The 13537-nt window shown below is 74.7% G+C and carries 14 protein-coding genes; 7 read left to right on the forward strand and 7 right to left on the reverse strand.

Translation table 11 applies throughout. From position 1 onward, the window contains the following. Positions 1-13: 13 nt before the first annotated feature. On the forward strand, positions 14-445 hold the full coding sequence (locus B9O00_RS02440) for a GlcG/HbpS family heme-binding protein (RefSeq protein WP_085120821.1): 432 nt from the start codon (positions 14-16) through the stop codon (positions 443-445). 9 nt (positions 446-454) lie between these two features. On the opposite strand, the gene B9O00_RS02445 is transcribed toward B9O00_RS02440, so the two are convergent. From B9O00_RS02445 to B9O00_RS02455, 3 genes are all read right to left on the reverse strand, one after another. Continuing rightward, the gene (locus B9O00_RS02445; RefSeq protein WP_085120822.1) at positions 455-853 is read right to left on the reverse strand and encodes an endonuclease domain-containing protein; all 399 of its coding nucleotides are present in this window, start codon (positions 851-853) and stop codon (positions 455-457) included. Positions 854-938: 85 nt separating this feature from the next. Further along, on the reverse strand, positions 939-2168 hold the full coding sequence (locus B9O00_RS02450; RefSeq protein ID WP_085120823.1) for a class I SAM-dependent rRNA methyltransferase: 1230 nt from the start codon (positions 2166-2168) through the stop codon (positions 939-941). Between the two features lie 78 nt (positions 2169-2246). Further along, positions 2247-3440: a multidrug effflux MFS transporter gene (locus tag B9O00_RS02455; RefSeq protein WP_085120824.1), complete on the reverse strand. Its 1194-nt coding sequence runs from the start codon at positions 3438-3440 to the stop codon at positions 2247-2249. A gap of 127 nt (positions 3441-3567) precedes the next feature. Here B9O00_RS02455 and B9O00_RS02460 point away from each other — a divergent pair, with 127 nt between their 5' ends. The 3 genes from B9O00_RS02460 (at position 3568) to B9O00_RS02470 (ending at position 6347) form a co-directional block, all read left to right on the forward strand. Further along, the gene (locus B9O00_RS02460; RefSeq protein ID WP_085120825.1) at positions 3568-4638 is read left to right on the forward strand and encodes a DUF6635 family protein; all 1071 of its coding nucleotides are present in this window, start codon (positions 3568-3570) and stop codon (positions 4636-4638) included. Between the two features lie 66 nt (positions 4639-4704). Then, complete coding sequence (locus B9O00_RS02465; protein ID WP_322111158.1) at positions 4705-5517, forward strand: ABC transporter ATP-binding protein; 813 nt, start codon at positions 4705-4707, stop codon at positions 5515-5517. Further along, positions 5514-6347: an ABC transporter permease gene (locus B9O00_RS02470; protein WP_322111159.1), complete on the forward strand. Its 834-nt coding sequence runs from the start codon at positions 5514-5516 to the stop codon at positions 6345-6347. Before B9O00_RS02465 ends, B9O00_RS02470 begins: the two co-directional genes overlap by 4 nt. Before the next feature lie 135 nt (positions 6348-6482). Here the strand turns inward: B9O00_RS02470 and cobT are convergent, their stop codons facing one another. Next, positions 6483-7505 (reverse strand): nicotinate-nucleotide--dimethylbenzimidazole phosphoribosyltransferase, encoded by a 1023-nt coding sequence (cobT, locus tag B9O00_RS02475; RefSeq protein WP_085120827.1) that lies wholly within the window; start codon positions 7503-7505, stop codon positions 6483-6485. Positions 7506-7627: 122 nt separating this feature from the next. On the opposite strand from cobT, the gene B9O00_RS02480 reads away from it, so the two are divergent. From B9O00_RS02480 to B9O00_RS02490, 3 genes are all read left to right on the forward strand, one after another. Then, positions 7628-8389 (forward strand): adenosylcobinamide-GDP ribazoletransferase, encoded by a 762-nt coding sequence (locus tag B9O00_RS02480; protein ID WP_085120828.1) that lies wholly within the window; start codon positions 7628-7630, stop codon positions 8387-8389. Positions 8390-8465: 76 nt separating this feature from the next. Then, positions 8466-9119, forward strand: coding sequence for a histidine phosphatase family protein (locus B9O00_RS02485; protein WP_085120829.1), 654 nt, complete (start codon positions 8466-8468; stop codon positions 9117-9119). Positions 9120-9252: 133 nt separating this feature from the next. After that, the gene (locus B9O00_RS02490; RefSeq protein WP_085120830.1) at positions 9253-9954 is read left to right on the forward strand and encodes a lipid-binding SYLF domain-containing protein; all 702 of its coding nucleotides are present in this window, start codon (positions 9253-9255) and stop codon (positions 9952-9954) included. 110 nt (positions 9955-10064) lie between these two features. On the opposite strand, the gene B9O00_RS02495 is transcribed toward B9O00_RS02490, so the two are convergent. The 3 genes from B9O00_RS02495 to B9O00_RS02505 all read right to left on the reverse strand — a co-directional run bounded on the left by B9O00_RS02495 (position 10065) and on the right by B9O00_RS02505 (position 13485). After that, positions 10065-10568, reverse strand: coding sequence for an MgtC/SapB family protein (locus tag B9O00_RS02495; protein WP_085120831.1), 504 nt, complete (start codon positions 10566-10568; stop codon positions 10065-10067). A gap of 88 nt (positions 10569-10656) precedes the next feature. After that, positions 10657-11535, reverse strand: a complete 879-nt coding sequence (locus B9O00_RS02500) for a cobalamin biosynthesis protein (RefSeq protein WP_159460066.1) — start codon at positions 11533-11535, stop codon at positions 10657-10659. Positions 11536-11616: 81 nt separating this feature from the next. Continuing rightward, positions 11617-13485 (reverse strand): tetratricopeptide repeat-containing sulfotransferase family protein, encoded by a 1869-nt coding sequence (locus B9O00_RS02505; RefSeq protein ID WP_159460067.1) that lies wholly within the window; start codon positions 13483-13485, stop codon positions 11617-11619. Between the last annotated feature and the right edge of the window lie 52 nt (positions 13486-13537).

Below are 13537 nucleotides of genomic sequence, written 5' to 3' on the forward strand. Positions count from 1 at the left end.
AGGAGCCCTTGCAATGTCCGAGACCCTGACCCTGGAGACCGCCCGCGGCATCGTCGCCGCCTGCTTCCGCAAGGCGGCCGAGCTGAAGCTGAAGCCGCTGACCGTCGTCGTGCTCGACGCCGCCGGCGCGATCAAGCTGATGGAGCGCGCCGACGGCTCCAGCCTGCTGCGGCCCGAGATCGCCGTCGGCAAGGCCTACGGCGCCGTCGCCATGGGCCTGGGCAGCCGCGCCCTGTTCAAGCGCGCCCAGGAGCAGCCCTACTTCATCCAGTCGATGAACGCGCTGGCCGGCGGCTCGCTGGTGCCGGTGCCGGGCGGCGTGCTGATCCGCAAGGACGGCGTCCTCGTCGGCGCCGTCGGCATCACCGGCGACACCTCCGACAACGACGAGGCCTGCGCGATCGCGGGCATCGAATCCGCCGGCCTGACCGCCGACGCGGGGTAACCCCTACCTCTATCCTTCGGGGAGAGGTCGAACCGGCGGAGCCGGTTCGGGTGAGGGGCCGGCTCCGTCGTCGCCCACGTCCCGCAGCGCCCGGGCAATGGCTTCGAGCACGCCGTCGATGTTCTCCATGACCTCGTGGTTCCAAAAGCGGATCACGCGGTAGCCCTGCCCCTCCAGCAACCTTGTCCGGCGCTCGTCGGCTTCGGCCTCCGCGACATGCTGCCCACCGTCGAGCTCGATGATCAGCCGGCCTGACGGACAGACGAAGTCGACGACGAAGGGGCCGATGGTGTGCTGTCGGCGGAACTTGACGCCGTCGATCTGAAATCGGCGCAATTGGTACCAGAGGCGCCGTTCCGCAACGGTCGAGTCGCGGGAGAAATCTGTGCGTCTCGGCGAGGTCACCATCTGCCGCTCCGCCTCGGCCCTCCCCTCACCCGGATCGGCTGCGCCGATCCGACCTCTCCCCGGAGGGTAGAGGTATCCAGCCCCCCTAATCCAGCGCGTAGAACAGCGCCTTCAGGTAGGCGCTCTCGGGCAGGGCCGGGTGGACCGGGTGGTCGGGGGCGGCGCCGGCGGTCTTGAGCAGGCGCGCCTCGCGGCCGGCGTCGAACAGGCCGCGCCGGCACTGCTCGGCGAAGGCCGGCGGGTCGACGTGGTGCGAGCAGGAGCAGAGCGTCAGGTAGCCGCCGGGGACGACCACGCCGGCGGCCAGGCGCGCCAGCTTGCGGTAGGCGCGCAGCGCCTGCGGCAGGTCCTTCCTGCTCTTGGCGAAGGCCGGCGGGTCGGCGACCACCAGGTCGAAGCGGCGACCGTTGCGCTCCAGGAACTCCAGCGAGGCGAAGGCGTCGGACTTCTTGAACTCGATGCGGCCCTCGACGCCGTTGAGCTGGGCCGAGCGCTCGGCGAGGCGCAGCGCCGAGGCGGAGCGGTCGATCGCCAGCACCTCGGCGGCGCCGGCCCTGGCCGCCTGGACCGCGAAGCCGCCGGCGAAGGCGTAGAGGTCGAGCACCCGGGCGCCCTCACCCATCGCCTTGAGCGGCGCCGAGGCGAACACCCGGTTGTCGCGCTGGTCGTAGAACCAGCCGGTCTTCTGGCCCTCGCCCAGGTCGGCCAGGAAGCGCGCGCCGCGCTCCTCGATCTCGACCGGGCCCTCCAGCCTGCCCTTGGCGGTGCGGCTGTAGCTCTCGATGCCCTCGAGCTGGCGTGCCGCGGAGTCGTTGCGCAGCAGGATCACCGTCGGCGACACGACCTCGTCGAGCGCCTCGAGCAGCAGGTCGAGGTGCGCCTCGATGCCGGCGACGTTGACCTGCAGCACCAGGTGGTCGCCGAAGCGGTCGATCACCGTGCCCGGCAGGCCGTCGGCCTCGGCATGGACCAGCCGGTAGAAGGGCACGCCGACCAGGCCCTCGCGGATCGCCAGCGCGCGCCGCAGCACCTGGCGGAACCAGCCGCCGTCGAGCAGCAGGTTCGGGTCGCGCGACAGGCGCCGCGCCGCGATCAGCGGGTGGCGGTTGTAGAGGAAGGCGCCGAGCGGCTCGCCGGAGGCGGTCTCGAAGCGCGCCACGGTGCCGGGCGGCAGGCTGCGCGCCTCGCCCTCCATGACGATCTCGTTCGAGAAGATCCAGGGGTGGCCGCCGCGCACGCGCTTGTCGGCCTTCGGCTTGAGCCGCAGGGTCGGGCGCTCGGCCAGGGACAGGTCGCCGGTCTTGGGGGAAGTCATCGGGCGCGGAGCATAGTCGCTGGCACGGCGGTGTCTACGGGGTTGTGACCGGGCGCTCCGCGCCCGGGCCGGCCAGGCTCAGCTGCTCGCCAGCTTCCGCACGATCAGGCGGTGGGCCAGGACGGCGACGAGGCCGCCGAAGGCGATCGCCGCCATCATCATGCCGGGACCGCCGTTCTGCAGCTGGCCGACGACGGCGCCGAGCAGGGCCGCCCCGGCCATCTGCAGGAAGCCCATCAGCGCCGAGGCTGCGCCGGCCATGCGCGGGAAGGGATTGATCGCGCCGGCCGTGGCGTTGGGCAGGGCGAAGCCGCTGCCGAAGAAGAAGACTGCCGCAGGCGCGACCACGCTGGCGATCGAGAAGACGCCGGCCAGCGCCAGCCCCAGGCCGGCCAGGCCGCCGACCAGCTGGAAGGCGTTGCCGAGGGCGATCGTCCGGTCGATGCCGAGGCGCGTCGTCGCCCGGCCGCCGCCGAAGCTGCCCGACATGTAGCCGAGCACCGCGGCCGAGAAGCAGAAGCCGTACTGGTCGGGCCTGAGGCCGAGGCCGTCGATCAGCGCGAAGGAGGAGCCGGAGATGTAGGCGAAGATGCCGGCATAGCTGCCGGTGACGACCAGCACGTAGCCGCGGAAGCGCGTGTCGGCGACCAGGCTGCGGTAGTTCGACAGGATCCGGACCGGGTGGATCGCCCCCGGATCGGGCGAGAGATGGGTCTCCGGCAGCACGAAGAGCACGCCGGCGAAGGCGACCGAGCCGAACACCAGCAGCGCCGCGAAGGCGGCCTGCCAGCCGAAGGTCGTGGTCAGCCAGCCGCCGAGGATCGGCCCGATCGCCGGCGCCACCGCCATGGCCATGGCGAGGAACGACATGATGCGCGCCGCCTCGTGCGGCTGGTAGACGTCGCGCACGATGGCGCGCCCGATCACTGCGCCGGCGCAGGCGCCGAGCGCCTGCAGGAAGCGCGCGGCGATCAGCGCCTCCATCGAGGGCGCCAGCGCACAGGCGGCGCTGGCCGCGAGGTAGACCGTGAGCGCGCCGAACAGCACCGGCCGGCGGCCGAAGCGGTCGCTGAGCGGCCCGTGCGCCAGCATCGCGACGGCGAAGCCGAGCAGGAAGACCGAGAGGGTCAGCTGCGCCGCGCCGGAATCGGCCCCGAAGGCGCGCGCGATCGAGGGCAGCGCCGGCAGGTAGAGATCGGTCGAGGCCGGACCGAAGGCGACCAGCAGGATCAGCAGGGTCGTGACGGGGCGGGAGCGTGGAGCGAAGGCCATGGTGCGGCGCTTATAGTCGATCGCCCGCCGCGCCGGCAGCCCGTCCGGCGCAGGGCAGCCGTTCCGGCCCGGAACGGGCGGCGCCGCGGGCTGGCGGAGCGCCCCGCCCGTCCCCATACCTAACAGCATGAGCGACACCGCCGAGCCCCGCGAGCCGGGCGCCGACGCCGATTTCTCGGCCCTGCCGCCCGCCAACCTGCCGGTCGATCCCTCGCTGGCGCGGCGCGCCGTGCGCCGCGGCATCGCGCGCTACTGTGCCGAGCGGCGCCAGCGCATCGACCCCTTCGTGCGCCGCACCTTCGGCCTCAGGGGCGCCCTCGGCCTGCACCGCCACGCGGTCGGCTGGGACCTGCTGCGGGCGCCGGCCAACCTGCTGCTCGCCGTGCCGGTGCTGGCCGCGCGCGGCGGCGCCAGGGTCGCCCGGCGGCGCGGCCTGGAGGGCCTCGCCGGGCGCCTGGAACGGCACCCCAGCTTCCTGCGCACCGCCGTCGCCCGCGAGCTGGAGTGGCGCCTGTTCGCGGATTTCCTGGAGCTGCCCTATGCCCAGCACGATCCCGCGCAGGGGCCGGACGGCGGCCCCGGGGAAGGCCGGCGCAGCGACCGGGACGCCCTGGCGCTCGCGATCCTGGCCGATCCGGACCTCGCCGCCGCGCTCGACGCCCTCCTGAAGGCGATCGGCCGCAAGGCCGACGATCCCGAGTTCCGCGCCTGGCTGACCGAGTCGCTGCGCACCTACGTCGACAGCCGGGCCGCCGCGGCCGAGCTGACCAACGCCCTGCTTTCCGCCGGCGTCGGCGCGCTGGTCGCCAAGCAGTGGACGCCCGGCGCCCTGACCCTCGGCCCGGTGCTGGCCAACCTGGTGGCGCAGCAGATGGCGATCGCCAGCTTCCCGCTCGGCGCCTGGGCCGGCGGCCTGTGGTACGGCCTGTTCCCGGCGGCGGCCCCGGCCGTCGCGACCGCCTCGGCGGTCGGCGGCGTGCTGGTGCTGGGCGCCGCCGCGACCGCCTTCTCCGGCCTCGTCGCCGACCCGCTGCAGGCGCGCCTCGGCCTGCACCAGCGCCGCCTCAGGCGCTTCGTCGACGCCCTCGAGCAGCGCCTCGCCGAGGAGGAGGGCCGCTTCGCCCTGCGCGACCACTACCTCGCCCGCCTGTTCGACCTGATCGACCTGATCGGCGCCGCCGCGCGCTTCGCGCGGTAGGGCGCAATGCAGGCCCGACCGGCGCGCCTCTGGCCGCGCCGCGGCCGGCACGCTATATGCGGACGGGTGTCCCAGCAGCCCCCCAGCGGCGGCGCGCCCGCCATCGAGATCCACGAGCTGACGAAGCGCTTCGGCGACTTCACGGCGGTCGACCGCCTGAGCTTCTCGGTCGCCCCGGGCGAGACCGTGGCGCTGCTCGGCGGCAACGGCGCCGGCAAGACCACGACGATCTCGATGCTGCTCGGCCTCTTGCTGCCGAGCGGCGGCTCGGTCCGGATGCTCGGCTGCGACATGGCGCGCCACCCGCACCGGGTGCTGCACCGGATCAACTTCTCCAGCCCCTACGTCGACCTGCCGCGGCGCCTGACGGTCGGCCAGAACCTGGGCTTCTTCGCCCGCCTCTACGGCATCCCGGACCGCCGCGCCCGGCTCGATGAGCTCGCCCACGCGCTCGACCTCGAGGGCATCTGGAACAAGCGGACCGGCCGCCTCTCGGCCGGCCAGAAGACCCGCGTCTCGCTGGCCAAGGCGCTGATCAACCGGCCCGAGGTGCTGCTGCTCGACGAGCCGACCGCCTCGCTGGACCCCGACACCGCCGACTGGCTGCGCAGCTACCTGGAGCGCTACCAGGCCGAGCGCCACGCCGCGATCCTGCTGGCCAGCCACAACATGGCCGAGGTCGAGCGGCTCTGCGACCGGGTGGTCATGCTGAAGGCCGGCCGCCTGGTCGACGAGGCGACGCCGGCGGCGCTGCTCAGGAAGTACGGCCGCACCAACCTGGAGGAGGTCTTCCTGGACATCGCCCGCGACCGTCGCTCCGAGCACCTGCCGGCGCCGCCCGCGGAGCATTCGCACCACACCGAGGGGGGCGAGCTGTGAGCCGCCGCGAGCCCCTGCGCGGCGAGATGCCCCACGGCTCGATGTGGGGCCGGGTCGGCGCGATGGTGCTGCGCCACCTCTACCTGATGCGCAGCTCTTGGCCGCGCGTCGTCGAGCTGGCCTACTGGCCGACCATCCAGATGGTCATCTGGGGCTTCGTCACGCTCTACCTGCTGCAGAGCTCCTCGGTGATCGCCAACGCCGCCGGCGTGCTGGTCACCGCGGTCATCCTCTGGGACGTGCTGTTCCGCGGCCAGCTCGGCTTCACCCTCTCCTTCATCGAGGAGATCTGGTCGCGCAACCTCGGCAACCTCGCGGTCAGCCCGCTCCGGCCCCACGAGCTGCTGGTCGCGCTGACCGTCATGTCGTTCCTGCGCACCCTGATCGGCGTGCTGCCGGCGACCGGCCTGGCGATCCTGTTCTACGGCATCTCGATCTACGACCTGGGCCTGCCCCTGGTCGCCTTCGTCGCCTGCCTGCTGGTCATGAGCTGGGCGCTCGGCATGCTGGTGTCGTCGCTGATCCTGCGGGTCGGCCAGGGCGCGGAGAACGTCGCCTGGCTGGCGATCTTCCTGCTGGCGCCGATCTCCTCGGTCTACTACCCGGTCTCGGTGCTGCCGCCCTGGCTGCAGGCGATCGCCTGGTGCTTCCCCATGACCCCGACCTTCGAGGGCATGCGCGCGATCCTGATCCACGGCACCTTCCGCCCGGACCTGCTGGTCCAGGCCCTGGCCCTCGACGGCGTCTATCTGGCGATCGGCGCCGCCGTCTTCCTCTACACCTTCCGCGTCGCCCGGCGGCACGGGCTGCTGCTGCAGCAGGGGGAGTAGGAGACGGAGCCGATCGTCTGCGCCCGAACGGCTCCACCCTTCGACAGGCTCAGGATGAAGCCGTTTGGAGCAGGTGGCTTCCTTTTCGCTTCGTCCTGAGCTTGTCGAAGGGCGAAGCGAAGCCGGCGCCGACGGCTAATCCTTGCCGCTGACCCCGGCCTCGGCGAAGGTCTTCATGCCGTTGTGGCAGGCGCAGGCGGCCTGCAGCAGGCCGAGCGCCAGGACCGCGCCGCTGGCCTCGCCGAGGCGCATGTCGAGGTCGAGCAGCGGCGTCTTGCCGAGCGCCGCCAGCAGGCGGGCGTGGCCGGGCTCGACCGAGCGGTGCGCGACCAGGCAGTGGTCGAGGGCGTGGCGGTCCAGGCGGTGCAGCACCGCCGCCGCCGCCGTGCAGGTGAAGCCGTCGAGCACGACCGGGATGCGCGCCAGGCGGCAGGCCATGACCGCGCCGGTGATCGCCGCCAGCTCGTAGCCGCCGAGCCGGCGCAGCGCCTCGAAGGGCTCGTCGCGCGCCTCGGGGTTGGCGGCCAGGCCGGCCTCGACGACCTCGACCTTGCGGGCCAGTCCGGCCTCGTCGACGCCGGTGCCGCGGCCGACCCAGTCGCGCGCCTCGCCGCCGAACAGCGCGAGGCAGAGCGCGGCGGCGCTGGTCGTGTTGGCGATGCCCATCTCGCCCAGCGCCATGGCGTCGAAGCCCTCCTCGACGCTCATCATGCCGTAGGCCATGGCGCGCGCGCAGTCGTCGTCGGCCATCGCCGGGCCCTGCGTGAAGTCGGCGGTCGGCTGGTCGAGCGCCATCTCGTAGATCCTGAGGTCGGCGCCGACCCAGGCCGAGAGCTGGTTCACCGCGGCGCCGCCGTCGATGAAGTTGGCGACCATCTGGGCCGTGACCTCGGCCGGATAGGCCGAGACGCCGCGCGCGGCGATGCCGTGGTTGCCGGCGAAGACCGCGACCCGCGGCCGCTCCATCGAGGGGTCCGGCCGGCCCTGCCAGCGCGCCAGCCAGAGCGCCAGCTCCTCGAGGCGGCCGAGCGAGCCGGCCGGCTTGGTCAGCTGCGCCTGGCGCTCGGCCGCGGCCTCCCCGGCCTCGGCATCGGCGGCCGGAAACTCGCCGACCAGGGCGCGGATTTCCTCGAGGCTCGGCTCGGCAGCATCGCTCATGTCACTCGCTCCAATGGGTCGCCCAATCCGTCACGACGGCTTCCGTCAAGGGGCTGGACTGTCCTATAGCTCGCGAGTCGAGACCAGCCCCGAATCGGGCGCCTGCCCTGGAAAGACCGGTCATGTCCGCCTTCCTCAGCGACTTTCTCAACGCCGCGGGCCTGCTGACCCGCCTGCCGCTGCCGGCCGCCGACCCGCGCCGGCCGTTCCGGCACGCCGCCCGCGCCTACCCGGCGGTCGGCCTGCTGATCGGCCTGCTGGCCGCGCTGGCCTTCGCGCTCTTCGGCTGGCTCGGGCTCGGCGACTGGCCGGCCGCCTTCCTGACCCTGGCCGTGAGCCTGCTGCTGACCGGCGCGCTCCACGAGGACGGCCTGGCCGACGTCGCCGACGGCTTCGGCGGCGGCCGCGACCGCGAGGAGAAGCTGGCGATCCTGCGCGACAGCCGGATCGGCAGCTACGGCGTGCTGGCGCTCGCCCTCTCGGTCGGCCTGCGCGCCTCGGCCCTGGTCCTGCTGGCCCAGGCTGGCCCGGACGAGGCGGGCCTGGCCGGCGCCGGCCTGATCGCCGCCCACGGCCTGTCGCGCGGGCTGCTGCCGCTGCTGACCCTGCTGCAGCCGCTGGCGCGCCGCGACGGCCTGGCGGTCGGCGCCGGGCGCAGCGAGGGCGGCGACGCCTGGACGGCGCTCGCCATCGGCTTCGTCGTCGCCTGGGCGACCCTCTCCTTCGGCGCCGCCCTGCTGGCCCTGCTGCTCGGCCTGGCGGCGGTCTTCCTGTTCGGGCGGCTGGCCGAACGGCAGATCGGCGGCTATACCGGCGACGTGCTGGGCGCCCTGCAGCAGGTGCTGGAGATCCTGGTGCTGCTGGTCGCGGTGGGGCTGGCCTGAGCGACTCGCTCCTGGCCGGCCGGGACGGCGCGCCGCGAGGCGGACCCTGCACGGCCGAACCACGAACGGAGACCCGATGACCGACACGACGCGCTGGTGGTGGATTCGCCACGCCCCGGTGGATTCGCAGGGGCGGATCTACGGCCAGGAGGACCTGGACTGCGACTGCGGCGAGCTCGCGCTCTTCACCGGCCTCGCCGAGCGCCTGCCCGCCGACGCCCTCTGGGTGACCAGCCAGCTCAGGCGCACCCACCAGACCGCGGCCGCGATCCATGCCCACCTGCCGCCGCCGCCGCCGGCGCCCCTGGTCGAGCCGCGCTTCGCCGAGCAGCACTTCGGCGAGTGGCAGGGCCTGAGCCACGAGGCGCTGCGCGAGCTGCGCGCGCCCGAGTGGCACCGCTTCTGGCACGCCCCGGCGCACGAGCGGCCGCCCGGCGGCGAATCCTTCGACGAGCTGGTCGCGCGCACGGCCGAGGCGATCGGGGAGCTGTCGGAACGCCACGCCGGCCGCGACATCGTCTGCGTCGCCCACGGCGGCACGATCCGCGCCGCCCTCGCGATCGCCCTCGGCGGGCCCAGCGAGGCGGTGCTGTCCTTCTCGATCGCCAACTGCTCGCTGACCCGCATCGACCGCATCGCCGGCGCCGCCGGCAGCCACGACCCCGACGCCGCCGTCGCCTGGCGCATCGGCCTGGTCAACTTCCCGCCGCACGGCCTGCTGGCGGGCTGAGCGGGAGCGCCGCGCCCTCCCATTCTTTGAACTTTACCCTGGTCCGGGCGTTTCTTCGCCGCAATGCTTCCCCACATGGGATGCCGGCGCCGCGAGTCGGCGCCTCCCCCGCAGCCACCGGAGAAGAACCGACATGAGCCTCACCTTCGCCCGCCGATCCCTCCTCCGGCTCGGCTTCGCCGGCCTGGCCGCCGGCGTGGCCGCGAGCGCCAGCCTGCCGGCCTTCGCCGCCAACGACCTCGCCGAGGCGCGCGACGTGCTCGCACAGTCGACCTCGATCTACCTGACGCTGAAGACCGATCCGGACATGCCGGAACTGCCGCACTACGTCGCGCGGGCCCGCGCCGTGATCATCTTCCCGCGGCTGGTCAAGGGCGGCTTCATCCTCGGCGGCGAGGGCGGCGACGGCGTGCTGCTGGTCAAGGACAACGCCGGCAACTGGAGCGCCCCGGCCTTCTACTCCCTGGCCGCGGCCAGCCTCGGCCTGCAGATCGGCGGCCAGGTCTCCGAGGTCGTGCTGACGATCATGAACGACGGCGCCCTCGACGCGATCCTGCGCAACAACTTCAAGCTCGGCGCCGACGCCTCGATCGCGGTCGGACCGGTCGGCAAGGGCGTCGAGGCCGGCACCACCACGAACCTGAAGGAAGACATCTACGCCTTCTCGAAGAACCAGGGCCTCTACGGCGGCGCGACCGCCGAAGGCGCCGCCCTGCTCGAGGCCAAGGCCTACAACGAGGCCTTCTACGGCAAGGGCGCCACGGCCGAGGACATCGTGCTGAAGCGCAAGTACGAGACCGACAAGGCCGACGTGCTGCGCCAGGCCCTGAAGTAGGGCCGCGGGCTTCGGGACGGCTCCGCTCCGGGCGACCGGGCGGAGCCGTTCGCGTTTCACGGAGGCCGCGCCGGCGTCGAGACGCGCCCCGCCTGCCACGCGGAAGAGCGCTACCCTCCTTCGGCGTCCCGCTCCTTCTGCTCGCGGCGCCGGCGCTTCGGACCGACCCGGCGCTCGACCATGCCGAGGCCGGTCAGTACCAGCACCGCCATCGCGGTGCCGATCAGCGCCAGCTCATAGAAGCCGCCGCCGCACGCGATGCCGACCGCGCCGACCAGCCATATCGAGGCGCCTGTGGTGACGCCCTCCAGGCGGCGCGAGGCGCGGATGATCGTGCCGGCGCCCAGGAAGGCGACGCCGGTCAGCACCGCCTCGACGACGCGAATCGGGTCGGCGCGCGCGTGAGACGAGGCCTGCTGCGCGGTCTCGAACAGCTCGAAGCTGAGGATCGTGAAGAGCGCCGAGGCGAGCGCCACCAGGATGTGGGTGCGCAGGCCCGCCGGCCGGTCCCGCCACTCCCGGTCGAGGCCGATCACGGCGCCGAGCGCCATCGAGGCGCCGAGCCGCTCGGCGATCTCCAGGGCATCGAAGGCAAGCGTCGGGTCGGTCGGCATGGTCGCGGGTCGTGGCGGGCGATCGTCGGGACTCCAGGGACAACGTGCCGCCGCCCTTGCGGTTGCCCGCCTCGGCCGGAAAGGGCCCTCAGGGCACCTCGCCGCGCAGCAGCAGGCGCAGCACGATCAGCAGGACCAGCCCGCCGGCGAGCAGCAGGCCGGCGAGGGCGTGGCGGCTGAGCGCCCCGGCCAGGACCTCGAGCGGCCCGTCGGGCGGCGGCGCCCGGCGCAGCCGCCGCGCCGCGGCGAGCAGCAGCTCGGCCAGCCGCGCGGGCGCCCAGCGCAGCGCCGCGAAGAGCAGCGCCGTCGGCCGGCCGAAGGCGGCGCTGGCGGCACCGGCGAGCCGGCCGCCGGCGAGGCCCGGGCCGCCGAGCACCAGGCAGGCGCGCTGCATCGCGACCCAGGCGAAGAGGCCCGGCAGGCCGAGCAGCACGAACCAGAAGGCCGGCGCCACGGCGGCGTCGGCGAAGCGCCGCTCCAGCAGCGTCTGGGCGGTCACCGCCAGGCCCTGGCGGGGCAGCGCCTCGACCGCCTGCGGGGCCAGGTCGGCGGCGCCGAGCCGGGCCAGGGCGCCGCGCGCCGCCTGCACGCTGCCCCGGCCGAGCGCGGCCAGCACCTGCTCGCCCTGGCGGTGGCTGCGGCGCAGGCGCAGCGCGCCGAACAGCAGCGCCAGCTCGATCGCCCAGGCGAAGGGGTAGTTGCGGGTGAACAGGCCGACCAGCTCGCCGAGGACGAGGGCTCCGACCAGCACCAGGCCGGCGACCAGCAGGCCGCGAATGCGCAGCGCCGCCGGCCCCCGCTCCGGCCGGTCGAGCCGCTGCTGCAGGGTGCGCAGCAGCTCGGCGAAGCGCCGGCGCGGCCAGGACCAGCCGCCGAAGCCCCAGTCGAGGCCGCCGAGATAGGCCTCCGCCGCCAGCGCGGCGAGCAGCAGGAACAGCGGGTCGACGGCGCCGTAGGCTCCGGGCACGGCAGGCTTCCTCGGTGGGATCGGCAAGGGCGCGGCAGCATGGCGGCCGGCCGGCCGCCGGGCAAGCCCCGCGGGCCGACCCTAGTCGTCGAGCTCCCAGCCCCCGGCGGCCAGCGCCGCGACGAAGGGTTCGAGCTGGCGCCGGTAGGCGCGCCAGCGGCCGACCGAGCCGCGGTCGAGCGGCTGGCGGACCTGCCAGAGGCTGGCCGTCTGCACGGCCCGCTCGGTCTCATGGAACGCGAGGCAGGCGGGATCCCAGTCCAGGCCGCAGTGCGCGACCAGGCGGCGCGCACCGCCCTCCAGGTCGTCGACCAGCGCCTCGTGGTCGACCTCGAGGATCGCGCCGGGCGGCAGCAGCGCCTGCCAGTGCGCCATCAGCCGGCGGTGCGCCAGGACTTGGCGCGCGAGGTCGCCGAGGTCGTGGCTGAAGGTCTGGCCGCGCTCGAAGAACTGGAAGTAGTTGGACAGCGCGACGTCGCGCGGATCGCGCCGGCAGGCGACGATGCGCGCCGCCGGCAGCGCGAGCGCGATCAGGCCGAGGTAGTGGTAGTTGGCCGGCAGCTTGTCGGTGACCCGCGCCGCCCCGCTGGTCGCCGCCGGCCAAGCCGCCCGGTAGTCGGCGGCGAGGCCGCGCAGCGCCGCCGCGTCGAGCCGGGCGGCGCAGGCCGGCCAGGGCTCGGCCGCGGCGAGCCGCGCCGGCAGGGCGCGCGCCAGGGCCGGCAGCGCGGTCAGCTCGCCGGCGCCGTAGACCGCGGGATGGCTGGCCAGGATCTGCTCGACCAGGCTGGTGCCGGAGCGCGGCAGGCCGACGACGAAGACCGGCCGCGGGTCGGGGTCGCCAGACCCGGCCAGGCGCTCGAAGAGGGCCTTCGGGAAGGCCGCGAGCAGCGCCTCGACGTAGGCGGCATAGCCGGCGGCGTCGTGCGGCCGGGCCCGCGCCGCCAGGGCATTCGCCTCGGCGGCGGCGGCGAAGGCCGCCTCGTGGGCCGCGCCGCGCTGCAGGGCGCGGGCCAGGGCGAAGCCGGCACCGGCCCGCTCGGCCAGGGGCCGCGCCTCGTCGGCCAGGATCGAGCGCAGGCGTCCGGCCTCGGGCGCGTCGGGCGCCAGGGCCCGGCCCTGCAGCAGCGCGGTCAGCGCGTCGGTATGGTCGGGCTTCAGCGCCAGGGCACGCTCCAGCGCCTCCCGCGCCGCCTCGAAGCGGCCGAGCCGCTGCAGGCTCTGGCCGAGGGCGGCCTGCAGCTCGGCGTCGTGCGGGGCCAGCGCCAGGCCCTGCCGGAAGGTCGCGACCGCCGCCTCGACGTCGCCGGTCGCCTCGCGGGCCTGGCCGAGAGCCTTCAGCGCCGGCAGCGAGCCCGGCTCGCGCTCGAGCGCGCGGCCGAGCGGCGCCAGGGCCTCGGCCTCGCGCCCGAGGCGGAGCAGCGCCTCGCCCCGGCCGGTCAGGGCGGCCGGCAGGTCGGGATCGAGAGCGAGCGCCCGGTCGTAGGCGGCGAGCGCCTCGTCGTGCCGGCCGAGGGCGTTGAGGGCACTGCCGAGATTGGCCAGCAGCGGCGCCGCCGGCGGCCCGACCTCCAGCGCCCGCCGCCAGGCCCCGACCGCTCCGGCGAGGTCGCCGCCGGCGGCCAGCAGGTCGCCCTGCAGGGCCGCGAGCCCGGGGTCCTCCGGCAGCCTGCGCAGGGCCCGGCGCAGCGTCTCGAGCGCCCGCTCCTGCTGCCCGAGCTCGCGCAGCACGGCGACGAGGCTGCGCCAGAAGGCGGCGTTGTCGCCGGCCAGCGCGACGGCCCGTTCGAGCGGCGGCAGGGCCTCGCGGCCGCGGCCGGCCTGATGCAGCGCCAGGCCGTAGAGATGCTGGCAGTCGGGATGCCGGGGCGCGGCCTGCAGCAGGCGGCGATAGAGCGGCAGCGCCTCGGCCGGCCGGCCGGCGCGGTGCAGCGCCACGGCCCGCTCCAGCATCCTCTGGAGCTCGGCAGGGCCCGGCCTGGCCGGCCCGGCCCCCGGGATCATG

Origin of the sequence: Tistlia consotensis USBA 355 (assembly GCF_900177295.1) — a bacterium.
Classification (GTDB): domain Bacteria; phylum Pseudomonadota; class Alphaproteobacteria; order Kiloniellales; family DSM-21159; genus Tistlia; species Tistlia consotensis.